The sequence below is a fragment of the Pseudomonas uvaldensis genome (assembly GCF_021271205.1).
GTDB classification, from domain to species: Bacteria; Pseudomonadota; Gammaproteobacteria; order Pseudomonadales; family Pseudomonadaceae; genus Aquipseudomonas; species Aquipseudomonas uvaldensis.
Genome location: NZ_JAIWKS010000003.1, coordinates 261,917 through 282,885 on the forward strand (window position 1 = coordinate 261,917; position 20,969 = coordinate 282,885).

20 protein-coding genes are annotated in these 20,969 nt (G+C 61.0%); 9 read left to right on the plus strand and 11 right to left on the minus strand.

Annotation, left to right across the window (positions count from 1 at the left end; all coding sequences use genetic code 11):
• Together fahA and maiA are read left to right on the plus strand one after the other, a co-directional pair.
• Positions 1-1,305, plus strand: coding sequence for a fumarylacetoacetase (gene fahA / locus LCU97_RS07620; protein ID WP_232776038.1), 1,305 nt, complete (start codon positions 1-3; stop codon positions 1,303-1,305).
• 11 nt (positions 1,306-1,316) lie between these two features.
• Positions 1,317-1,952, plus strand: a complete 636-nt coding sequence (gene maiA / locus LCU97_RS07625) for a maleylacetoacetate isomerase (protein ID WP_232776039.1) — start codon at positions 1,317-1,319, stop codon at positions 1,950-1,952.
• Positions 1,953-2,001: 49 nt separating this feature from the next.
• On the opposite strand, the gene LCU97_RS07630 is transcribed toward maiA, so the two are convergent.
• Positions 2,002-2,805 (minus strand): SirB1 family protein, encoded by an 804-nt coding sequence (locus tag LCU97_RS07630; RefSeq protein ID WP_053152388.1) that lies wholly within the window; start codon positions 2,803-2,805, stop codon positions 2,002-2,004.
• Positions 2,806-2,991: 186 nt separating this feature from the next.
• Here LCU97_RS07630 and LCU97_RS07635 point away from each other — a divergent pair, with 186 nt between their 5' ends.
• On the plus strand, positions 2,992-4,011 hold the full coding sequence (locus LCU97_RS07635) for a Glu/Leu/Phe/Val dehydrogenase family protein (protein WP_053152390.1): 1,020 nt from the start codon (positions 2,992-2,994) through the stop codon (positions 4,009-4,011).
• A 61-nt stretch (positions 4,012-4,072) separates the two neighbouring features.
• On the opposite strand, the gene LCU97_RS07640 is transcribed toward LCU97_RS07635, so the two are convergent.
• Positions 4,073-4,333: a YebG family protein gene (locus LCU97_RS07640; protein WP_053152392.1), complete on the minus strand. Its 261-nt coding sequence runs from the start codon at positions 4,331-4,333 to the stop codon at positions 4,073-4,075.
• A 315-nt stretch (positions 4,334-4,648) separates the two neighbouring features.
• On the opposite strand from LCU97_RS07640, the gene LCU97_RS07645 reads away from it, so the two are divergent.
• Positions 4,649-5,149 (plus strand): phosphate-starvation-inducible protein PsiE, encoded by a 501-nt coding sequence (locus LCU97_RS07645; RefSeq protein ID WP_053152394.1) that lies wholly within the window; start codon positions 4,649-4,651, stop codon positions 5,147-5,149.
• Positions 5,150-5,190: 41 nt separating this feature from the next.
• Here the strand turns inward: LCU97_RS07645 and LCU97_RS07650 are convergent, their stop codons facing one another.
• Entirely contained in the window at positions 5,191-5,508 is a 318-nt protein-coding gene (locus LCU97_RS07650; protein ID WP_053152397.1) for a DUF3509 domain-containing protein, read from the minus strand.
• A gap of 496 nt (positions 5,509-6,004) precedes the next feature.
• On the opposite strand from LCU97_RS07650, the gene LCU97_RS07655 reads away from it, so the two are divergent.
• Positions 6,005-6,412 (plus strand): HPF/RaiA family ribosome-associated protein, encoded by a 408-nt coding sequence (locus tag LCU97_RS07655; protein ID WP_232776040.1) that lies wholly within the window; start codon positions 6,005-6,007, stop codon positions 6,410-6,412.
• Between the two features lie 96 nt (positions 6,413-6,508).
• On the opposite strand, the gene fecA is transcribed toward LCU97_RS07655, so the two are convergent.
• The 4 genes from fecA to LCU97_RS07675 all read right to left on the minus strand — a co-directional run bounded on the left by fecA (position 6,509) and on the right by LCU97_RS07675 (position 11,435).
• On the minus strand, positions 6,509-8,848 hold the full coding sequence (gene fecA, locus LCU97_RS07660; protein WP_232776041.1) for a TonB-dependent Fe(3+) dicitrate receptor FecA: 2,340 nt from the start codon (positions 8,846-8,848) through the stop codon (positions 6,509-6,511).
• A 143-nt stretch (positions 8,849-8,991) separates the two neighbouring features.
• Positions 8,992-9,939 (minus strand): FecR domain-containing protein, encoded by a 948-nt coding sequence (locus LCU97_RS07665; protein ID WP_232776042.1) that lies wholly within the window; start codon positions 9,937-9,939, stop codon positions 8,992-8,994.
• 4 nt (positions 9,940-9,943) lie between these two features.
• The gene (locus tag LCU97_RS07670; RefSeq protein WP_232776043.1) at positions 9,944-10,432 is read right to left on the minus strand and encodes a sigma-70 family RNA polymerase sigma factor; all 489 of its coding nucleotides are present in this window, start codon (positions 10,430-10,432) and stop codon (positions 9,944-9,946) included.
• A gap of 115 nt (positions 10,433-10,547) precedes the next feature.
• Complete coding sequence (locus LCU97_RS07675; RefSeq protein WP_053152406.1) at positions 10,548-11,435, minus strand: AraC family transcriptional regulator; 888 nt, start codon at positions 11,433-11,435, stop codon at positions 10,548-10,550.
• A gap of 135 nt (positions 11,436-11,570) precedes the next feature.
• Between LCU97_RS07675 and LCU97_RS07680 the strand changes: the two genes are divergently transcribed.
• The gene (locus tag LCU97_RS07680) at positions 11,571-12,473 is read left to right on the plus strand and encodes a DMT family transporter (RefSeq protein WP_053152409.1); all 903 of its coding nucleotides are present in this window, start codon (positions 11,571-11,573) and stop codon (positions 12,471-12,473) included.
• Between the two features lie 45 nt (positions 12,474-12,518).
• On the opposite strand, the gene LCU97_RS07685 is transcribed toward LCU97_RS07680, so the two are convergent.
• From LCU97_RS07685 to norR, 4 genes are all read right to left on the minus strand, one after another.
• Positions 12,519-13,490 carry a 2-hydroxyacid dehydrogenase gene (locus LCU97_RS07685; RefSeq protein ID WP_053153229.1) on the minus strand — a complete coding sequence of 324 codons (972 nt, stop codon included), beginning with the start codon at positions 13,488-13,490 and terminating at the stop codon, positions 12,519-12,521.
• Between the two features lie 109 nt (positions 13,491-13,599).
• Positions 13,600-14,349, minus strand: a complete 750-nt coding sequence (locus LCU97_RS07690; protein ID WP_053152411.1) for a YkgJ family cysteine cluster protein — start codon at positions 14,347-14,349, stop codon at positions 13,600-13,602.
• Between the two features lie 133 nt (positions 14,350-14,482).
• Positions 14,483-15,385, minus strand: a complete 903-nt coding sequence (locus LCU97_RS07695; protein WP_053152413.1) for a chemotaxis protein CheV — start codon at positions 15,383-15,385, stop codon at positions 14,483-14,485.
• Between the two features lie 162 nt (positions 15,386-15,547).
• Positions 15,548-17,101 carry a nitric oxide reductase transcriptional regulator NorR gene (norR, locus tag LCU97_RS07700; RefSeq protein ID WP_232776044.1) on the minus strand — a complete coding sequence of 518 codons (1,554 nt, stop codon included), beginning with the start codon at positions 17,099-17,101 and terminating at the stop codon, positions 15,548-15,550.
• Positions 17,102-17,252: 151 nt separating this feature from the next.
• Here norR and hmpA point away from each other — a divergent pair, with 151 nt between their 5' ends.
• The 3 genes from hmpA to cyoA all read left to right on the plus strand — a co-directional run bounded on the left by hmpA (position 17,253) and on the right by cyoA (position 20,966).
• Complete coding sequence (gene hmpA, locus LCU97_RS07705; RefSeq protein WP_232776045.1) at positions 17,253-18,431, plus strand: NO-inducible flavohemoprotein; 1,179 nt, start codon at positions 17,253-17,255, stop codon at positions 18,429-18,431.
• Between the two features lie 284 nt (positions 18,432-18,715).
• Positions 18,716-19,225 carry a disulfide bond formation protein B gene (locus LCU97_RS07710; RefSeq protein WP_053152420.1) on the plus strand — a complete coding sequence of 170 codons (510 nt, stop codon included), beginning with the start codon at positions 18,716-18,718 and terminating at the stop codon, positions 19,223-19,225.
• Between the two features lie 793 nt (positions 19,226-20,018).
• Positions 20,019-20,966, plus strand: coding sequence for a ubiquinol oxidase subunit II (cyoA, locus tag LCU97_RS07715; RefSeq protein ID WP_053152422.1), 948 nt, complete (start codon positions 20,019-20,021; stop codon positions 20,964-20,966).
• Positions 20,967-20,969 lie beyond the last annotated feature (3 nt).

The following is a 20,969-nucleotide window of genomic DNA, read 5'->3' on the forward strand; positions in this document are numbered from 1 at the left end:
ATGACCCAAGTATCCGCTGCCCGTAGCTGGGTCGCCTCCGCCAACGGCCATGCCGATTTCCCCCTGCAGAACCTGCCATTAGGCATCTTCAGCACGGGCAATGGCGCCCCGCGCAGCGGCGTCGCCATCGGCGATCATATCTTCGACCTGCAGGCTGCGCTCGAGGCGGGCCTCTTCGATGGCATGGCCCGCGAAGCGGTCGAGGCCATGGGCAATGGCCAGTTGAACGCTTTCTTCGAGTTGGGCCGCGCCGCCCGGGTGGCCTTGCGCGAGCGGCTGCTGACGCTGTTGGGCGAAGACAGCCCGCAGCGTGACCAGATCCTGGGCCTGGGTGAAAAACTGCTTCCCCTGGCGGCGGACTGCCAGATGCACCTGCCGGCCAGGATCAATGACTACACCGATTTCTATGTCGGCATCGAGCACGCGCAAAATGTCGGCAAGCTGTTCCGCCCCGACAATCCATTGCTGCCCAACTACAAACACGTTCCTATCGGCTATCACGGTCGCGCCTCAACCGTGCGCCCCAGCGGCACCGATGTGCGTCGCCCCAAGGGCCAGACCCTGCCTGTCGGCCAGACGGAACCGACTTTCGGCCCTTGTGCGCGGCTGGATTACGAATTGGAACTGGGCATCTGGATCGGCAAGGGCAACGCCTTGGGCGAGCCCATCGCCATCGGTGACGCTGCTGAACATATCGGTGGTTTTTGCCTGCTCAACGACTGGTCGGCGCGGGATATCCAGGCCTGGGAATACCAGCCGCTGGGGCCTTTCCTGTCGAAGAGTTTTCTCACCAGCGTGTCGCCCTGGGTGGTGACGGCCGAGGCCCTCGAACCGTTCCGACGCCCGCAACCGGCGCGCCCGGAAGGCGATCCACAACCGCTGCCGTATCTACTGGACAAGCGTGATCAGGCTGGCGGGGCATTCGACATCGAACTGGAAGTGCTGCTGCTGACCGAAACCATGCGCGAGCGGAATCTGCCGGCCCATCGCCTGACGCTAAGCAACACGCGGTACATGTACTGGACCGTGGCGCAGATGATCGCCCACCACAGCGTCAACGGTTGCCAGTTGCAGGCGGGCGACCTGTTTGGATCGGGCACCTTGTCGGGGCCTGAAAGCGGACAGTTCGGCAGTCTCCTGGAAATCACCGAAGGCGGTAAAAAGCCGGTCGAACTGGCCTCCGGCGAAATACGCAAATTCCTCGAGGACGGTGATGAAATCATTTTGCGAGCCCGTTGCAGCAGGGAGGGCGTCGCGTCCATCGGTTTCGGCGAGTGCCGCGGCAAGATTCTGCCGGCGCGTTAAGGAGCAGGGGCATGGAACTCTACACCTATTACCGCTCGACTTCCTCGTACCGGGTACGCATTGCCCTGGCGCTCAAGGGGCTGGATTACCAGGCCTTGCCGGTCAACCTGATCGCACCGCCAGGCGGGGAGCATCGCCAACCGGCCTACCTGGCGGTCAACCCGCAGGGGCGTGTACCGGCGCTACGCACCGACGAGGGCGCGCTGCTGGTACAGTCGCCCGCCATCATCGAGTACCTGGAGGAACGTTATCCACAGGTGCCGTTGCTCAACCCGGACCTGACGGTTCGGGCCCATGAGCGAGGTGTCGCCGCGCTGATCGGCTGTGACATTCATCCACTGCACAATGTCAGCGTGCTCAACAAGCTGCGGCAGTGGGGGCACGACGAAACTCAGGTGACGGAGTGGATCGGGCACTGGATCGTCCAGGGCCTGGCGGCGGTGGAACAGTTGATCGGCGACGACGGCTATTGTTTCGGCGCCGAGCCAGGACTGGCGGACGTTTATTTGATCCCGCAGTTGTATGCGGCCGAACGGTTCAACGTTTCGTTGCAGACCTTCCCTCGGATTCGTCGCGTCGCGGCATTGGCGGCTTCACACCCCGCCTTCCGGCAAGCGCACCCGGCCAACCAGCCGGACACTCCCTGAGCTTGCTCCCACGGCTACAGCATTCTCTGTGCTCGCGAGGGTGCTGTGCTCAATGTACGATCGAGTTCGGTGGCAAGTGCCCCAGCCGTTCCGTCAGCCGGATCCGCTGAATCGGGTCTTCGCTGAGCATCAGGGCATGTTCCAGGTCGAAGCGTTCGGCATTGGGGCAGTCGAGCCGCTGGTACAGGCTGGCGCGGGCCAAGTAATCGGCGGCGCTGGCATCCCCCAGTTCCAATACCCGTTCGGCGTCGATCAAGGCATCGATGAACTCGTCGTTGGTCAGATGCAATTGTCGTAGGTTGCGTGACAACCGCTGGAACATCTGTACCGGTTCGGCGGTGACCAGGTGTTCGGCTTTGAGCGGCATGTTCGCCCCGTATTGGCGTTGCAGCAATTCCCTGCAGTCATTGGGATAAAGCCGGCGGCCGCCGCAAGGGTCGAGCAAATGGTCGGCGCCGGGCACGCGCAGCAGGAAATGTCCGGGGAAGTTGACGCCGACCATCGGAATTTCCAGACGTCGCGCCAGCTCCAGGGCAATCAGGGAAAGCGCCAACGGTTGCCCGCGTTTACGCGCCAGCACCTTGTGCAGCAACGCGGCGCGAGGACGCAGTGGGGTGAAGTCATCCTGGGCGAACCCAAGGTCATTGAGGCATCGCAACAGGGGCTGGCCCAGTTCCGCGACAGGGAGCATCGGCAGGTTTTGACTGACCCGATGTTGCAGGTCCACGAAATCTTTCAGCAAGGCCGGCACGTCCACATCGCGATCATGTTCGGCGGCTATCCAGAGCGCCGCTTCGAAAAGCGCCGGTGGCGAGCGGTGCAGGCAGTCGAAAAAAGCTTGGCGCGGTTTCATCACAGTCTCCGGGCATTGCCTCGTTTTTAGCTCTGCCATGGGGTTTCGTCCAGTCCCGGACTGTCATTGTTCTGGTTATTTCCGAAAAGACTGACACGTGGTACGGCTTATTCCGGCGCGCTCCAGCATTTTTCGACTACACGCCTATACTGGCGGAACAAACAAAAGTGATTCGGGAGCCTTTCGATGTTTGCTCTCATGCAAAGCTCCCGCCTTGAATCGCTGCACTTGAGCGTAGACCCGACGACCGGGTTGAAGGCGGTCATTGCCATTCATTGCAGCCGTCCTGGGCCGGCCCTGGGAGGGTGTCGTTATCTGTCTTACCCTGACGACGAAAGTGCCGTCGTCGACGCGGTGCGCCTGGCCCAGGGTATGAGCTACAAGGCAGCCCTGGCCGGCCTTCCGGTGGGCGGCGGCGTCGCAGTGATCATGCGCCCGGCCCATGTCCAGAGCCGGGCCGCGCTGTTCGAAGCCTTCGGCCGCTGCATCGAGCAACTCGATGGTCGCTACATCACTGCCATCGACAGCGGCACATCGGTGGCCGACATGGATTGCATTGCCCAGCAGACCCGCCATGTCACCAGCACCACAGCATCCGGAGACCCTGCGCCTCATGCAGCGATGGGGGTGTTTGCCGGCATCCGCGCCACGGCCATGGCGCGCCTGGGCAGCGATAATCTGGAAAGCCTGCGCGTGGCCATCCAGGGCCTGGGCAACGTGGGTTATGCCTTGGCCGAACAACTGCACGCGGCGGGCGCTGAACTCCTGGTCAGCGACATCGACCCGGGCAAGGTGCAGCTGGCGATGGAGCAATTGGGCGCCCATCCCATCGCCAACGACGCATTACTCAGCACTCCCTGCGACATTCTTGCGCCCTGTGGCCTGGGTGGCGTGCTCAACAGCCACAGTGTGGCGCAACTGCGCTGCTCGGCCGTGGCCGGCTCGGCCCACAACCAGTTGAGCAACCTGCAAGTGGCCGATCAACTGGAAAGACGTGGGATTCTCTATGCGCCGGACTATGTGATCAATTCCGGTGGCCTGATCTACGTGGCCCTGAAACATCGCGGCGAAGAGCTGCCGACCATTACGGCCCACCTGTCGAAAATAGGCGCCCGGCTGACCGAAGTCTTCGCCCATGCCCAGGCAGAGAAGCGCTCACCGGCGCGGGTAGCGGACGAACTGGCGGAGCGTCTGCTGTACAAATGAACCGATAAGAAAAGATCGCGGCCTTCCGACAGCGTGCGCTGCTGGAAGGCCGCGATCTTTTTTATTCGGCGCCAGGGTTGAGCAGTTCGGACAATGCATCCGGTTGGCTCTTGAATGCCTTGGCGAACACATCGCGATTCTTCGCCATGTAGATGCCAACTTCCTCTACCTGCTGCTCGTTCAGCGATGGAACGGCTTTTTGCAACACTTCGGCCAGCAGCTCGGCGAGTTCCAGCATTTTGTCATGACGGTCAGCTTCGGCTTTATCCATGAACAAGCGCTCCAGATCTCGGCTGCTGCGGTATACCACTTCGACGGCCATTCACCACCTCACATGCCTTCACATTGGTTGTTTTCTGAGTACTGTATTTATATACAGGCAAGAGAATACGCGAAATCCTTTCCCTTTGGGTAGTGGCTTTTTAATGTAGACCGGTTTCGGTATTTGTCTTGACGGTGCGGAGCGAGGGGGGAAGCAAGCCTGCTCGCGATGAGGCCGGCACGAGCTCCTGCAAAAAGTGTCGGAACACGGCCCATCGCCATCTCATCCCTAGCCGCTGGCCTTTTTTCTGCATGCAGAAAAACCGTCACGTCCAACCCGCATCATCCGGTCGAAACGACCTAAGGAAACCACACCGTGAAAATCAACTGGGCCGAGAATTTGCGGCAAAACGTGCATCAAGTGGCCGAGTCCCTGGGCAATCTGTTCGTCGAGACGTTTCATTACCTGGCGTTGTTCGCCATCGGGGCGGTCACTGCGTGGGCGGCGGTGATGGAGTTCTTGCAGATGATCGAAGAGGGACACATCAAGATCGATGACATCCTCCTGCTGTTCATCTACCTGGAATTGGGGGCGATGGTCGGGATCTACTTCAAGACCAATCACATGCCAGTACGGTTTCTGATCTACGTGGCCATCACCGCGCTGACCCGTTTGCTGATTTCCAACGTTTCCCATCACAGCCCGCCGGACCTCGGCATCATCTACCTGTGTGGTGGCATCCTGCTGCTGGCGTTCTCGATCCTGGTGGTGCGCTACGCCTCTTCGCAATTCCCTTCGGTGAAGATCGAACCCCCGCACCGTAAGGTCGGTGCGGGTTCCAGTGAGCATGCCGAAGTGGAGAAGGGTGAGATTTAGGACGTGCACGAAACGTCGCGCAGGCACTGCGAGCACCAAGCCTAGAGGCTGGCGGCGGGAGCGCCCTGGGGTTGTGCCTGCCGGGGTGGCAGCCTGACGTTGTCACCGCCGGTCATGGCTTCGAGGATGGCCACGGCGCTGTGGCCCTGCTCGATGGCGATGCCGAACTGAATGCTTTGCACCAGCCGCTTGAGGCGTTCCGGATCGTTGCGTTGCTGGGCACTGATCATGCGCCGGGCGACGATCCGTCCGGCCTTGGACAAGGTCAGCATAATGCTGCCGTCGAGGCCCTGGATGCTCAGGTTGACCTGATAGTGCGGCGCAAAAGCGTCGGTAATGATCTGAAAAGGGTTGTCCATGATGCGTCACCGCCTGATTGAACGTGCAGTTGTTGACCGGCCCTGATCGGGATTAGTTCGCAATACCGGACCATCGGCCATTCCATGTTCGTGTTCATCCTCTGTTTCAAGACGGCAGGCGGGTGGCCATTTGATAGTTATCGCTTGCGCCTGCGTCTGCCTGAAAGGTAGCAAGGGACATGCCGGAAAAATCTTCGGACAATGGTTCCTGGCGCATCGATCCGCAGCACTCAGGGAGCGGCTGCGAAGACTGCCCGTTTCGGGGCGCAATGATCGTTGACGGTGCAGGAAAGAGGGGCTGCGAGGGGGACGGTGGGGCGAGGCAATTCCCGACATTAACAGCGCTTTCGCCCGTTGTCCGCCTTTATTTGCAAATGAATATTTATCTTTCTCAAGGGCTTGAATTGTTCCTCCGCCAGCCCGACTCTGTACTCAAGGGGCCGTTACGCCAACGTCGACAGGCCCCTGGCGAGCTAGCCGAGATAAGGGATGAACTATGCAAATCCAAGTCAACAGCGATAACCATATTCAAAGCAGCATCCGACTGGAGGAGTGGGTACGTACAACCATTGAAAGCACGCTCGAACGTTATGAAGACGACCTGACTCGGGTCGAGGTTCACTTGGGGGATGAGAACGGCGACAAGCCCGGACCCCATGATATGCGTTGCCAGATCGAAGCTCGGCCAAAGGGCCATCAGCCGATCTCCGTGACGCACAAGGCCGGTTCGCTGGAGGCAGCGATCGAAGGCGCGGCAACCAAGCTTGAAAACGCCTTGGAACATTTGTTCGGCAAGCTGCGCGGCAAGCGCACCGCGGCAGTCAAGACCGAGTCCGTGGCACTGGCCGATGCGATGCTGGAGGAAGAATTCCTGGAAAACGAGCGGGCTGCCCTGAACGGCTGAGCCTGATTCAAATTCACTGACCTGCTAAACGGGCCTGCAATCGCAGGCCCGTTTCGTTTCTGCGGTGTCATGGACAGGACGCGGGTTGCGTGCCGATCAGAATGCTACGGATGTCTGCACATACAACGTGCGCGGTTCCCCTACGTACTTGCCCCGGTTGTTGTCGTCGAAGGAGCGGGTGAAGTACTGGGTATTGAAAATATTCTTCACCCCCACGGCGACATTCAGGTCCGACAGCTGGGGGCCGAAATCGTAGGCGGCACGGCTGCTGAAGAGCATGTAGCCGGGAATATTGCCAGTGCTGCCGTCGGCGCTTTCGGTGCGGGTGTTGGCGTTGTCGGCGAACTGCGCGCTCTGGTAGGTACTGTCCAGGTTGAGCTTCCATGGACCTTCGGTGTAACCGATCCCCAGGGTGCCTTTGTGTTTCGAGGAGAACGGTACGCGGTTGCCCTTGTTCGGCCCGTCTTCGCGGATCGTGGCGTCGACGAAGGCGTAGGTGGCGTAGACATCGAAACCGGCCAGCGCCGGGCTCAGGCCATCGAGGGCATAGTTGATGCTGGTTTCGAGGCCCTGGTGACGCGTTTCGCCGCGGGCGATCACCGAGTCGTTGGTCTGGTTGCTTTCATACTGGTTGTCGAAGTTGATCAGGAATGCGCCAATCTCTGCCTTCAGGTTGCCATTGTCATAGCGGGTGCCGAGCTCCCAGGTGCGGGCTTTCTCCGGTTTCACTTCGCCGCTGCTGACACGGTTGGGCATCTGGCTGTATTGCACGCTACCGAAAGAGCCTTCGGTGTTGGCATACAAGTTCCAGTCGTCAGTCAGGTGATACAGCACGTTCAGCGCCGGGAGGGCGGTGTTGTAGTCGCCTTTGTACTTCACATTCGTCAGGTTGTTGGTTTGCTGCGATTCGATCATCTCGTAGCGAATACCCGGTGTGATGGTCCACTTGCCGATGTCGATCCGGTCATCGATGAAAAACGCATTGGCTTGCGTGCCGCCACGGGTGTCTCGGTCGTTTCGGCTGTCGGTCGTCGGCAACTCATTGCTGGCGATGGGGGTGCGATAGCGCAACTCGTGACCGGCTTCGTTGATGTAACGGTAGCCGACCCCGACTTCGTGGCGTGTCGGGCCGAGGTCGAAGCCTTGGGCGAATCGGGTTTCCAGGCCACGCACCCAATATTCGCGAGGCGACAGGGAGAGGAACGAGCCTTGATCCAGGTAACCGCTGCGCAAGGTCTTGGTGAAAAATGTGCTGGCAGTGAATTCCCGGCGGTCTTGCTGGTAGCGGTAGCCGACGTTGACCAGGGTGCGACGTCCCCAGAACCGGTCGTTCGGTCGAGTGGACTGGTACGGATCGGCATCGTAGTCGGCGACATTCAGGCCGCCGGGCATATCGGCCTCACCCTCGTAGTACTGGGCCATGGCATTGAAACTGTTGGCATCGTCCAGCTGGTAATTGCCTTTGAGGATCAGGTCGTCGATTTGCGTGTCGCTGTGTTCGCGCCAATCGCCACCACGGGTTCCGGAATACAGCAGCGCACCGCCCAGGCCGTTCTCGGCGGTGCCGCCGGCCAACAGGTTGGAAGATGTCTTGAAGCCGTCGTGGCTGGAGGACGGGCTCGTCTCGGTCTGGAAGCCACCCTTGACCGTCGGCGCATCGGGAATCGCCCGGGTCACGAAGTTGACCACGCCACCGACGTTCTGCGGACCATAGCGCACCGCACCGCCGCCGCGCACGACATCCACGGCGTCCATGTTTCCCATGCTGACCGGGGCGAACGATAGCTGCGGCTGCCCGTACGGGGCGAAGGGTACCGGGATGCCGTCCATCAACACCGTGGAACGTGAGGCCAGGCGTGGGTTGAGGCCCCGGATGCCGAAGTTCAGCGCCATATCGTGGCTACCGGTGCCGTTGTTCTCGGGTGCGTTGACCCCGGGAATACGGTTGAGCACGTCGCGGGCCTGGGTCGCGCCCTGCCGTTCGAAGGTTTCGCGACGGATGACGTCACGGGCGCCGGGATGCTCGAACACGTTGACCTGCGCGGCATCGCCGAGCCAGTCGCCCACCACGGTGGTGGTCCCCAGGTCCAGCGCGGCGTCGCTGACCGGTTGCAGGCTGAAGGCGTTGTCGCCTTCGGGACGGGCTTGCAGGCCCGTACCTTCAAGCAACGCATCCAGGGCCTGTTCGGGGTTGTAGCTGCCTTCCAGGCCGCGGCTTTTCAACCCGCTGGTCACTTGCGAGCCGAAGGAAATCAAGACCCCCGCTTCTCGACCGAACTGATTGAGGGCCTCTTCCAGCGAGGACGGCGCGATGTGGTAGGCCCTGGTCTCGGCTGCCTGCACTGGCGGTAACGCAACGAGGCCCAGGCTCGCCCCCAATAGCAGTCGGCGCAGGGTGCGAGTGATCGGGGTGAGGCGGCTAGGAAGTTGCTGCATGAAGGAGGGTCCTGAGAAGGTTGTGTCAAAGTGGCTTTACTTCTCTGTCACCCGAGGTGTCGAAAACGGCTCACCGGAACATTATTTTTTTGAAACCGGGCGCATCCGGGTTCGTTCGAAGGCGACGCCTGCACTCGTCATGTTCAGCTGCGAGCTTCGACGCTGACCCAGTAGCGGGTAAACCGCCGCACAGTCACCGGCAGGCTGACTTCCAGCAGGTCGAGGATGCGTTCGCTGTTGTCCAGTGGGTAGCTTCCGGAAATCAGCAGGTTGGCGACCGCTTCGTCACAGTGCAACTGGCCGCGCCGGTAGCGGCTGAGTTCGTCGAGGAAATCCGCCAGGCGCATGTGGGACGCCACCAGCATGCCCTCGGTCCAGGCGCCACTGTTGGTGTCCAGTGCCGTGACCGGGCCGGGGCCGTTGACGCCCAGGCCCAGTTGTCGCGAGGCCGTCAGTAAGAGTGAGGCCCCATGCCGGTCGCGGACTTGCATTTGCCCTTCGAACACCGCCACCTGGGTGTGGTCGGCAAATTCGCGGACGTTGAATCGAGCACCATGAGTTTCCAGCAGGCCGTGAGCGGTCACCATGTGCAGCGGACGAGGGTCCCGGGCACTGGCCAACTGCAGTTCCCCTCCGAGAAGGCGAATCACGCGGCGTTGGGCGTCAAAGCGAACGTCCACGGCGCTGCCGGTGTTGAGCTGCAACTGGCTGCCGTCATCCAGGGTCAGGCGACGACGCTCGCCCACCGGGCTGCGATAGTCAGCCAGCAGTGGGGGCAGCACTTGACGCTCACGCAGACCCCAGGTCAATGCCGAACCGGCGCCAAGGATCGAGAGCAGCTTGAGCGCCTGGCGCCGGGTACTGCGCTTCGGTGCATTGAGGGCCGCGTGGGCCAAGGGGGACGACACGCTGCGCAGTCGTTGATTGACGCGTTGGATATGCTCCCAGGCACGGCGATGTTCGCTGTGGGCATCGAGCCACTGCTCCCAGGCCTGTTGCTGACGCGGGGTGAGTGGCCCCTGCTGCATTTCCAGCAGCCAGTGGACCGCCTGCTCGGCGACGCACGTGCTCACATTGGGAGGCATATTCATGGGTTCACAGCGCGAAATAGCAGCGCATCGCTGCCTTGTTCAGATGTCGTTTGACCGTCGCCAGGGAGATGCCCAGTTCGCGGGCGATTTCGTTGTAGGTCAGCCCATCGACCTGGGCTAGCAGGAAGGCGCGTTTGACTGCACGCGGCAGGCCGTCGAGCAGCTGATCGAGTTCCAGCAGGGTTTGCAGAATGATCGCCCGATCCTCCTCCGACGGCGCCACCTGCTCGGGCAATTGAGCCAGGGCTTCGAGGTAGGCGCGCTCCAGGTCCTGGCGGCGGTAATGGTTGAACAGCACGCGTTTGGCGATGGTGGTGAGAAAGGCCCGCGGCTCGAGGATCGGTTGTGGATCGCGAGCGGTCAGTACCCGAATGAATGTGTCCTGTGCCAGGTCGGCGGCGCTGTCGGGGCAGCCAAGCCTGCGTCGCAGCCAGCCGTTGAGCCAGTTGTGATGGGCGGTGTAAAGCACTTCGACGGTGGGGGCGGGCGGCAACGGGGACACTCCGACAGCGATCGACTACGTTAGAGAACAAGAATTGTTCGCATTGTAGGGGCGCGACGGGGGCTACGGCAATCGGGATGAGAATCGGATCCTTTCGTTGAAGCGGTTACTTGAGTGTCTGGCGTAAAAAGGCCTGTCGATACTCTCCAGGCGTGGCTGCCAGAGCCTGGCGGAAACGGTGGGTGAAATGACTGGCGCTGGCGAATCCGCAAGCCAGGGCGACATCCGCCAAGGGGTGTGAGGTGGTGCGTAGCAGGTGTCGCGCCCGGGCAAGACGCCGCGCAAGCACGTATTGATGAGGGGGCAGTCCGAAGCTCTCGCGAAACATTCGGGCAAAGTGATACTCGGACAAGGCACACAACGCCGCCAGTTGCCCAAGGCTGATGGCATCGGCCAGGTGGCTGTCGATGTAGTCCACCAGCAAGCGTCGCTGGTGAGCGGCCAGTCCGCCCTTGAGGCGTAGCCCCTGGCGCGGGCTGACCTGGCTCAGCAGCAAATGACCGAGCAGGTCATGGGCCAGGCTGGTGCAAAGCAGGCGTTCGGCGGGTTCGTTCCAGTCGAGGCCGATCAACTGGCGAAACCGCTGAGCTTGTTGCGGGTCGTCGAGAAAGGTCGCTTCGTGCAATTGGACTTGCCGGGGTTCTCGGTCCAGCAACGTGACGCAACCGAGGGCGAACTGCTCGGGGCTGAAATACAGGTGGGCGAGGCGGATGTCACCGTTGATGACCCAGGCCGATTCATGGCCGGCCGGCAGGACACAGAGCTTGTCCGGTGCCCCCGTAGTCTCGGGGCGCTCGCGGCGAAAGGTACCGGTGCCACCGGCGATGTAGCACGACAGCGTATGATGAGTCGGCGCCTCGTAGTCCCGGGCGTCATGATGATTGCTCCATAACGCGGCCGCCATGCCATCCCCCAGCTCGGCGCTGTACTCCAGGCGAGCATTGGGTGAGCTGTTGAGGGCTTGAAAGACTTGCAGGGTTTGCAGTGTGGACATGATCGTTCTCTCCAGCCTGCATCCTACTCCGTAGGCCGTCCCATGCCAGCCCGCCCACTGACAAAACCGCAAGTTTACGCAACTGGCCGTCGGCCCTTGGCGTGACACTGGTGGCCACTGTCAGGAGCCGCCGTCATGAATCTCTCGCTGTACTTGCTTACCGTATTGATCTGGGGCACCACCTGGATCGCGTTGAAACTGCAGTTGGGCGTCGTTGCGATTCCCGTGTCGATCGTCTATCGCTTCGCTCTCGCGGCGCTGATCCTGTTTGCAATGCTTTTGCTCAGTCGGCGTCTGCAAGCGATGAGTCGGCGCGGCCATCTGATTTGCCTGGCCCAGGGCCTGTGTCTGTTCTGCATCAACTTCATGTGTTTCCTCACCGCCAGCCAATGGATCCCCAGTGGCCTGGTGGCCGTGGTGTTTTCGACCGCCACGCTGTGGAACGCCCTCAACGCCCGGATCTTCTTCGGCCAGCGGATCGCGCGAAATGTGCTGTTGGGCGGCGCCTTGGGGTTGTCGGGGTTGGGCATGCTGTTCTGGCCGGAACTGGCCGGCCATCATGCGAGCCCGCAGACGCTGCTGGGGTTGGCGTTGGCGCTGTTGGGGACCTTGTGTTTCTCGGCGGGCAACATGCTTTCGAGCCTGCAACAGAAAGCCGGGCTCAAGCCGTTGACGACCAATGCCTGGGGCATGGCTTATGGCGCGACGATGCTGGCTGTGTGGTGCCTGTTCAACGGCATCCCTTTCGACATGGAGTGGAACACCCGCTATATCGGCTCGCTGATGTACCTGGTGATTCCCGGCTCGGTGATCGGTTTCACCGCGTACCTGACGCTGGTGGGGCGCATGGGGCCGGAGCGGGCGGCGTATTGCACGGTGCTGTTTCCGGTGGTGGCCTTGAACGTCTCGGCGTTTGCCGAAGGTTACCAGTGGACGGCACCGGCACTGGTCGGGCTGGTGCTGGTGATGCTGGGCAACGTGCTGGTGTTCCGCAAACCCCGGCCAGTGACCGCGAAGGTTGCCTGGGGCGCACGCTGAATCGACAGCGATGGCAGGCCCGCCAGACCGGGCCTGCCACGGGCGTCATTTCCAGACTTGAGGGTTGACCAGGTTCTGTGGCCGCTCGCCCATCAGCGCACTGCGCAGGTTATCCACCGCGAGATTGGCCATGGCTTCACGCGTCTCGTGGGTGGCCGAGCCGATGTGGGGCAGGGTGACGGCGTTTTTCAACTGGAACAGCGGCGACTCGGCCAAAGGCTCTTTCTCGTAGACATCCAGCCCGGCGCCGCGGATGCGGTTGTTTTGCAAGGCTTCGATCAGCGCCGGTTCATCCACCACGGGGCCGCGGGAGATGTTGACGAGGATGGCGCTCGGCTTCATCAGCGACAGTTCGCGCTGGCCGATCAGATGACGGGTCTTCTCGCTCAAGGGCACCACGAGGCAGACAAAGTCCGCTTCGGCCAGTAACTGATCGAGTTCGCGAAATTGTGCGCCCAGCTGGTTTTCCAGTTCGGTCTTGCGGCTGTTGCCGCTGTACAGGATCGGCATGTTGAAGCCCAGGCGGCCACGCCGGGCGATGGCCGCGCCGATGTTGCCCATGCCGACGATGCCCAGCGTCTTGCCGTGCACGTCACTGCCGAACAGTTGCGGACCGACCGTGGCCTGCCATTGTCCGGCCTTGGTCCAGGCATCCAGCTCGGCGACGCGCCGGGCGCTGCTCATCAGTAAGGCAAAAGCCAGGTCGGCGGTGCTTTCGGTGAGCACGTCGGGAGTGTTGGTGAGCATGATGCCGCGTTCATTGAAATAGGCCAGGTCGTAGTTGTCATAGCCCACCGACACGCTGGACACCACTTGCAGGTTCGCGGCGCTTTGCAGCTGCTCGCGTCCGAGCTTGCGCCCGACACCGATCAGGCCATGCGCGTGGGGCAGGGCCTCGTTGAACTGAGCGTTGATGTCGCCGTTCGCCGGGTTGGGCACGATCACGTCGAAATCCTGTTGCAGGCGCTCGACGGTCTGGGGCGTGATACGGCTGAAGGCAAGTACGGTTTTTTTCATCATGCAAGGCTCGTCTGGCAGAGAATACCAAGCACGCTAACATTCTTGGCGAGGGTTAGGCGAGAGGCAGTATCGATTGGGCGCAGTCAGGCACCCGCTCCCACAGGCGTTACGCTGCCCGCAATGAAATAAACGTATAGTCCAGCGGCGTGCCCGTCACGACCTGCGCCCCACAGGCTATGACCTGACCGGCTATGTCCTCACCGGACAGGTGGAATTGCCATTCACCGGCTTGCTGCTCCAGCGGCTGCAAACGCACCCGATCGATCGTCGCGGCAAAGGCAGTCATGTCTGGCAGATACGCGGTAAACCCATCGCCCTTCAACGCGGCGGTGTGGATGCCCAGCGCTGCGCAGATGCGCTCCTTGATCCGGATATCCTCGCGATCGGCCTGACGCGAACGTTCGATCAGCCCGGCCAGTTCACGGTCCACAAGCTCGCCTCCCACGATCAACTGCGGTCCGGTCTCCCACGATTCTGACGGGCATTCCTTTACGGCGATATTGAGCGGGATGTGCGGGTTGATCTCCATCGGATAGATACGACAGACCAACGGCCGGCGTTCATAGATCCGGCACAGGTTTTCTTCGTCAAGATTGCGGCAACGGCCGGCATTGTAGGCGGCGAAGGTGATCGCTACGAACGCTTCGGTGGTGCCGCTGCGGACCACCACCGAGCGACGTTGCGCATGTTCGTGCTGCGCCGCCGGCAGGCCGAGCCCATTGGACAGGAACGCTTCCACCAGGACGATAACCTGGCCTCCGTCGTGAGCCCACATCCTGGCCTCGTCGAGGGTGAGGGGAACATGGTGATCGCTGCAGCATTTGCCGCAGCCTACGCAGGAAAACCGTGTGTTCATTGAGCGACCGATCGGGAATGAAAAGGGCGACAGAAAAACGCCGTGACGGGCCGGGCCGAAGCAAGTTGTGCGCCATACATTCCTGCGGGAGCCGAGCAGGCTCGGCTCCCGCCGTTTTGTGAAAGCCTGATTGTCAGTGGCCCTGCTCGGCAACCGCCTTGGCCGCGGTGATCAGGCACTTGGTCAGTTCCGGCGAAGAGAACTTGGTCAGCACGCCGTTGGCCCCGGCCAACCGGGCCTTCTCGGCATTCATGGCGCTGTCCAGGGAGGTGTGCAGCAGCACGTAGAGATGAGCGAAGTCCGGTGTCTCACGCAGGGTGCGAGTGAGGGCGTAACCGTCCATTTCCGACATTTCGATATCGGAAACGATCAGGTTGATCTGCCCTGCTGTGCCTTGCAAATCCAGCAGACACTCGATGGCTTCCTTTGCGCTGCGGGCGGTGTGGCATTGCAGGCCCAGGTTACGCAGGGTGTGCACTGATTGTTGCAGCGCTACCTGACTGTCGTCGACCACCAGGATCCGCGCGTTACCCAGCACTTCGGCGTCTTCCATGCTCAGCTCGGTAGGCGCGGTTTCGATCTGCGCCGGGGCAATGCCGTGGATGACTTTTTCGATGTCCAGTACCTGTACCAGCGTGCCGTCCACCGAGGTCACGCCGGTGATGAACGCACGATTACCCCCGGAGCCATAAGGCGGCGGTTTGATGTCGGTGGTCAGGCAATGCACGATCTTGCTGACTGCCTGTACGTGCAGGCCCTGCTTGGACCGGCTGACATCGGTGACGATCAGGCACCCGCCATCCGGATCTTCCAGTGGCCGCTCGCCGATGGCTCGACTCAGGTCAATCACTGACAGCGAAGTGCCACGCAAGGTCGCGATACCTTTTACGTGGGGGTGCGACTCCGGCAGTTTGGTCAGTGGCGGGCACGGGATGATTTCACTGACCTTGAGCAGGTTGATTGCCATCAGCTTGCCGCTGCGCAAGGTAAACAGCAGAAGCGAAAGTGAATCTGCGCGGGCTTTGTTGGAAGACATAAAAACCTTCTGTGTAAAAAGGTGGGGCGAGCATGAAGTTCGCCAGAACAGCTGGTGATATTGGGTTATCGACTTGTCAGGGGCAGGCTTTAGGATAAAAGCTGTCGACATCCGAATTCCTGCCAGCGGCCTGTGAATACACACCTGTGGCGGTTGAGGGGGCTATTTGAGCCCCAACCGCCGGGCCATCCGACCCAGGTTCGCCCGGTCCAGGCCCAGTTCCCGGGCGGCACTGGCCCAGTTGTGTTGATGGCGCTCCAGGCTGGCGCCGATCATTTTGCGCTGGAAGTCATCCACGGCTTCGCGCAAGTCGCCTGCCACAGGTCCCCCGTCCTGCGCAGGGGCGTTGGCAGGGGTAGGGTTCTGTGCAGTGACTTGGGGCAAGTCCAGATCCTGGGCACCCAGGCTGAGGATCTTCGGTCGCGCCGGGCATCGGCCTAAGGCTTTCAAGGCGCTGCGGCCGATCAGGTGTTCCAGTTCGCGCACGTTGCCCGGCCAGTCGTAGGCCAGCAGTGCGACCTGGGCGTCGCTGCTCAGGCGCAGGCTGCCCAGGCCCATGCGCGAGCGGTTCTGTTCCAGGAAAAAGCCGCTGAGCAGTAGCACGTCCCGCCCGCGATCCCGCAAGGCCGGTACCTGCAGGGGATAGACGCTCAAGCGATGATAGAAGTCGGCCCGATAGCGACCGTTTCGCACCTCCTCGGCAAGGTCACGGTTGGTGGCGGCGATCAGGCGCACATCGACCCGGTGTTCCTTGTCCGAGCCCAGGCGCTGCAACTGGCCGCTTTGCAGAACCCTGAGCAATTTGGCCTGGACGGTGAGGGACAGCTCGCCCACTTCATCGAGGAACAAGGTGCCGCCATCGGCCAGCTCGAATTTGCCGCGCCGGTCGCTGGTGGCCCCGGTGAACGCGCCGCGCACATGGCCGAAGAGTTCGCTTTCCACCAATGTGTCCGGCAGGGCGGCGCAGTTGAGGCTGATCATCGGCTGCTCGGCGCGCTTCGAGGCGGCATGGATGGCCTGGGCGACCAGTTCCTTGCCGACGCCGGTTTCGCCGGTGATCAACACCGTCAGGTCGCTGCCGGCCACCAGGTTGATTTCTTCCATCAGGCGCCTATGGGCTTTGCTTTGGCCAACCATGTCCCGGTGTTGCTGGCCGCTGGCCTGGCGATAAACCTCGGCGCGGCGGTGTTCGTCTTCGGCTTTCAAGGCCAGGCGCTCGATGCGTTCGGCCGCGCTGACCGTGGCTGCGGCGAGGCTGGCGAAGGCCTGCAAGGCGCTCAGGTCGATCGGCTCGAAGCGGCCTGGATCCAGGGAGTCGAGGGTCAGCAGGCCCCAGGGGCGCTCGTCGACGAACAACGGACAACCCATGCAATCGTGGACTTCCAGATGATCGTCGAGGCCTTCCACCAGCCCGTCGTACGGATCGGGCAGATCGCTGTCGGTGGCGAAACGGGTGGGGTTCGGGTTGGCCAGCAGCGCCTCGAAGCGCGGGTGCTCGCTGACCCGGAAGCGTCGGCCCAAGGTGTCGGTGCTCAAGCCGTCCACCGCCAGGGGCACCAGGCAGTCTCCGTCCAGGCGCAGCAGTGCGGCGGCGTCGCAGGGCAACAAGGCGCGCAGGGCCCCCAGTAGGCGGCGATAGCGCTCGCCTTCAGGCAGTTCCCGGGACAGGTCCGCCACCAGGGGCAACAAGGCTGTAAGCAGGGAGGTTGCGGTCATAAAGACTCCATGTAGTCCGAAAGACTATATCGGCACTTGTGTCTTTATGACTACTTTTATTTTAAGTCATTGATAAATAATGAAATTAATCATGGCATGAAATCTGATAGGACAAGGCAGTTGTTATCAAGTCCTTGCATGGAGTCACCTTATGCTCAGCCAAGAAGAACGCGCCATCATTCGTTCCACCGTTCCATTACTGGAAAGCGGTGGTGAAGCGCTCATTACCCATTTCTACCGCATGATGCTGTCCGAATATCCCCAGGTGCGTCCGCTATTCAACCAGGCTCACCAGGCCAGCGGCGACCAGCCCCGCGCCTTGGCCAATGGCGTATTGATGTATGCGCGACACATCGACCAGCTCGACCAGTTGGGCGACTTGGTGGCGAAAATCGTCAACAAGCACGTGGCCTTGCAGATCCTGCCAGAACATTACCCGATCGTCGGTGCCTGTCTGTTGCGAGCCATTGCCGAGGTGCTGGGCGAGGAAATCGCTACCCCCGAGGTGATTGCAGCGTGGGGCGCGGCCTATAACCAGCTGGCCGATATCCTGATCGGTGCCGAAGCCGGCATGTACGACCAGAAAGCCGCGGCACCGGGCGGCTGGCGTGGCGAGCGCGAGTTCATCCTGACCGCCAAGGTGCAGGAAAGCTTGGAGATCACCTCGTTCTACTTCGAACCGGCGGATAAAGGGCCGATCCTCGTAGCAGAGCCCGGCCAGTACATCGGCATGAAACTGCTGCTGGAAGGTGAGGAAGTACGGCGCAACTATTCCCTGTCGGCCTTGGCGGACAATGGTCAGTACCGGATCAGTGTCAAGCGCGAAGCGGGTGGGCGGGTGTCGAACCACTTGCATGACGATTTCCACATCGGCGACAGCATCCAGCTGTTCCCGCCGTCCGGAGATTTCTACCTGACTGACAGCGACAAGCCCCTGGTGCTGATCAGCGGCGGCGTCGGCATCACCCCGACCCTGGCGATGTTGCAGGCGGCACTGCAAACCGAGCGACCGGTGCATTTCATCCACTGCGCACGCAACGGCCGGGTGCATGCCTTCCGTGACTGGATCGACGACCTGGCCAAGCGGCACCCGCAGCTCAAGCGCTTCTATTGCTACGACGAAGACGACGGTTCCAGCCCGGCCGACAAGGTGGGGTTATTGAGCCAGGAGCAACTGGCCAAATGGCTGCCGGAGCAGCGTGATGTGGACGCCTACTTCCTCGGGCCGAAGGGCTTCATGGCGGCGATAAAGCGCCACCTCAAGAACCTCGGCGTGCCAGATGAGCAGAGCCGCTACGAGTTCTTCGGGCCGGCGGCTGCGCTGGAATGAAAGCAGGCGGCTGACCCGGGAAACCGGGTCGCCGCTATCGCGAGCAGGCTCGCTCCCACATTTGATCTGCTGTGAACACAGATTTGGCGTTCACTCGGAACCTATGTGGGAGCGAGCCTGCTAGCGATTAATCCGCACTTAACCCACCTCCTGTTTATTCCCTCTCAAAGTTGACGCCAGCCGCTCGTTCACTGTCATGGTCAGCGTGTAGACTTCGGCCATCCGCCAGCGCGCCGAGTGTCTCTGGGCTGTGCGTCGATCCATGCCTACATAAGGGAAACGCAATGAGTGAGGAAATGATCCGGTTGGGCCGTGAACGGCGCTACCTGGTGCTGTTGGGAGTGATCTGCCTGGCGCTGATCGGTGGCGCGTTGTACATGCAGGTGGCCCTCGGTGAAGCGCCGTGCCCGCTGTGCATCCTGCAGCGCTATGCGTTGTTGCTGATCGCGATCTTCGCCTTTATCGGCGCGGCCATGCGCACCCGTCGCAGCCTGACAATCCTTGAAGGCATCGTGGTGCTTTGTGCCCTGGCCGGTGCGGGAGTGGCGGGGCATCACGTCTATACCCAGTTCTTTCCGGCGGTGAGCTGCGGAGTCGATGTGCTGCAGCCGATCGTCGACGACCTGCCGCTGGCCAAGATCTTCCCGCTGGGTTTCCAGGTCGACGGTTTCTGCTCCACGCCCTATCCGCCGATCCTAGGCTTGTCCCTGGCGCAATGGGCCCTGGTGGCCTTCGTGCTGATCGTGGTGCTGGTGCCGCTGTTGGTGTCGCGCAACCGCAAATCGCTTCGCTGAATGCCTGACGGAAACGCCCCGGTTTTTCTTCCGAAGAGCCGGGGCGTTTTTCGTTTCAGTCGTCCAAGGCGATGGCCTTGATCCCGGACAAGAATGCTCTGCGACAATCTGCGACACGTTGTCACACATCCTGCCGATGACACGTCTTCCACGACGCCAATAGTCGCGTTGTCCTGTAACAAAAAAAGGCCTCGAGTGCCCCGCTTTCGCCACCGCCTTCCCGCGCAGGGCAGGCATTTTTAACAATATCGCGCCATGGGGCAAAGCCCCCGAAAACTGGGCGCTTGCGTGGCCTGAAAAGTCTGTGAATCCCTTGTGGCCTGTCTAAATCGGGCTTAGTAGACCTACGTTTTTTGGGGTTCTTGTTGAGAACTGTTTTCGATAACATGGGCGTCTGTTGCAGAATCCGCCATAGATTGTTGCCGGTTCGGATAAAAATTATTTCGGGATGAGACATGGTCTACAGCGCTCCAGCTCACTACAATCGCCCGCACCGAATATCCGACCCGGCTCAGGCTTGAGCGCGAGAGGTGGTCGAAGGGCGTCCCGCCCCATGCGATCCCAGGTGTCGGTGCCTTCCAACTACCCGCACCAAATGGAATTGGGCTGTAACAAGGCCTTTTACCGACGAATTCGAATAAGAACTCACTGCTGGCCCAGGATGTGTCGAACAGCGTCTGACGCTCGACGGACAGCCCTTATTCAAATCCAAGAAAATGCCAACCCTTGGCAGGGTGAAGTGTTGGCGATCAAAACCCAACTGCATTGCGCAAGCTGCTTTAGAGGTCGTGAGATGAGTAAAAACAGGTACCCCCGATTACTAGGCTTGTTGCCGCTGCTCGGCACGTTGCTGCTGGGAGGCTGCAACATGACCTTGCTCGATCCCAAGGGCCAGGTCGGCCTGGATGAACGAAACCTGATCATCACCGCCACGCTGCTGATGTTGCTGGTCGTTGTGCCGGTCATCGTCATGACGTTCCTGTTCGCCTGGAAATACCGCGCGTCCAACACCCAGGCCGTGTACACGCCGAAGTGGTCGCACTCGACCAAGATCGAGGTGGCCGTATGGACCATCCCGGTGCTGATCATCATTGCCCTGGGTTATGTCACCTACAAGTCGACCCACGCCCTGGACCCATATCGTCCGCTGGATTCCGACGTCAAGCCGGTCACCATCGAGGTGGTGTCGATGGACTGGAAGTGGCTGTTCATCTACCCGGAACAAGGCATCGCCACCGTCAACAAGATCGTGTTCCCGGCCCACACGCCGATCAACTTCAAAGTCACCTCCGACACTGTGATGAACTCGTTCTTCATCCCGGGCCTGGGTGGCCAGATCTACGCAATGGCGGGCATGCAGACCAAGCTGCACCTGATCGCCAACCAGAACACCGAACTTGAAGGTATCTCCGCCAACTACAGCGGCGCGGGTTTCACCGGCATGAAGTTCAAGGCAGTCGCCACGACTCAGGAAGAATTCGACGCCTGGGTCAACGAAGTGAAGAAGGCACCTAAGCAGCTTGAAAAAGCTGAATACGAAGCCCTTTCCAAACCGAGCCAGAACAACCCAGTCGAACTCTACTCGTCGGTTACGCCGAACCTGTTCCAGACCATCATCGACAAATATGAAGGGATGAACCCGGGCAAGCCAATGCACCACGAGAAGAAAGAGAAGGAAGTGGCGCACAACATGGAAGGGATGGACATGAGCTCGCATTCAGCTGCCGGGGCAGAGGAGTAAACG

Excerpts from the sequence above, each read along its gene's own strand:
- cyoA (WP_053152422.1), top strand. The coding sequence starts at position 20,019 with ATGAGTAAAAACAGGTACCCCCGATTACTAGGCTTGTTGCCGCTGCTC.
- LCU97_RS07630 (WP_053152388.1), bottom strand. The coding sequence starts at position 2,805 with ATGAAACCGCGCCAAGCTTTTTTCGACTGCCTGCACCGCTCGCCACCG.
- LCU97_RS07635 (WP_053152390.1), top strand. The coding sequence starts at position 2,992 with ATGTTTGCTCTCATGCAAAGCTCCCGCCTTGAATCGCTGCACTTGAGC.
- fecA (WP_232776041.1), bottom strand. The coding sequence starts at position 8,848 with ATGCAGCAACTTCCTAGCCGCCTCACCCCGATCACTCGCACCCTGCGC.
- LCU97_RS07710 (WP_053152420.1), top strand. The coding sequence starts at position 18,716 with ATGAGTGAGGAAATGATCCGGTTGGGCCGTGAACGGCGCTACCTGGTG.
- LCU97_RS07675 (WP_053152406.1), bottom strand. The coding sequence starts at position 11,435 with ATGTCCACACTGCAAACCCTGCAAGTCTTTCAAGCCCTCAACAGCTCA.
- maiA (WP_232776039.1), top strand. The coding sequence starts at position 1,317 with ATGGAACTCTACACCTATTACCGCTCGACTTCCTCGTACCGGGTACGC.
- LCU97_RS07685 (WP_053153229.1), bottom strand. The coding sequence starts at position 13,490 with ATGAAAAAAACCGTACTTGCCTTCAGCCGTATCACGCCCCAGACCGTC.
- LCU97_RS07640 (WP_053152392.1), bottom strand. The coding sequence starts at position 4,333 with ATGGCCGTCGAAGTGGTATACCGCAGCAGCCGAGATCTGGAGCGCTTG.
- hmpA (WP_232776045.1), top strand. The coding sequence starts at position 17,253 with ATGCTCAGCCAAGAAGAACGCGCCATCATTCGTTCCACCGTTCCATTA.
- norR (WP_232776044.1), bottom strand. The coding sequence starts at position 17,101 with ATGACCGCAACCTCCCTGCTTACAGCCTTGTTGCCCCTGGTGGCGGAC.
- LCU97_RS07650 (WP_053152397.1), bottom strand. The coding sequence starts at position 5,508 with ATGGACAACCCTTTTCAGATCATTACCGACGCTTTTGCGCCGCACTAT.
- LCU97_RS07665 (WP_232776042.1), bottom strand. The coding sequence starts at position 9,939 with ATGAATATGCCTCCCAATGTGAGCACGTGCGTCGCCGAGCAGGCGGTC.
- fahA (WP_232776038.1), top strand. The coding sequence starts at position 1 with ATGACCCAAGTATCCGCTGCCCGTAGCTGGGTCGCCTCCGCCAACGGC.
- LCU97_RS07690 (WP_053152411.1), bottom strand. The coding sequence starts at position 14,349 with ATGAACACACGGTTTTCCTGCGTAGGCTGCGGCAAATGCTGCAGCGAT.
- LCU97_RS07680 (WP_053152409.1), top strand. The coding sequence starts at position 11,571 with ATGAATCTCTCGCTGTACTTGCTTACCGTATTGATCTGGGGCACCACC.
- LCU97_RS07695 (WP_053152413.1), bottom strand. The coding sequence starts at position 15,385 with ATGTCTTCCAACAAAGCCCGCGCAGATTCACTTTCGCTTCTGCTGTTT.
- LCU97_RS07655 (WP_232776040.1), top strand. The coding sequence starts at position 6,005 with ATGCAAATCCAAGTCAACAGCGATAACCATATTCAAAGCAGCATCCGA.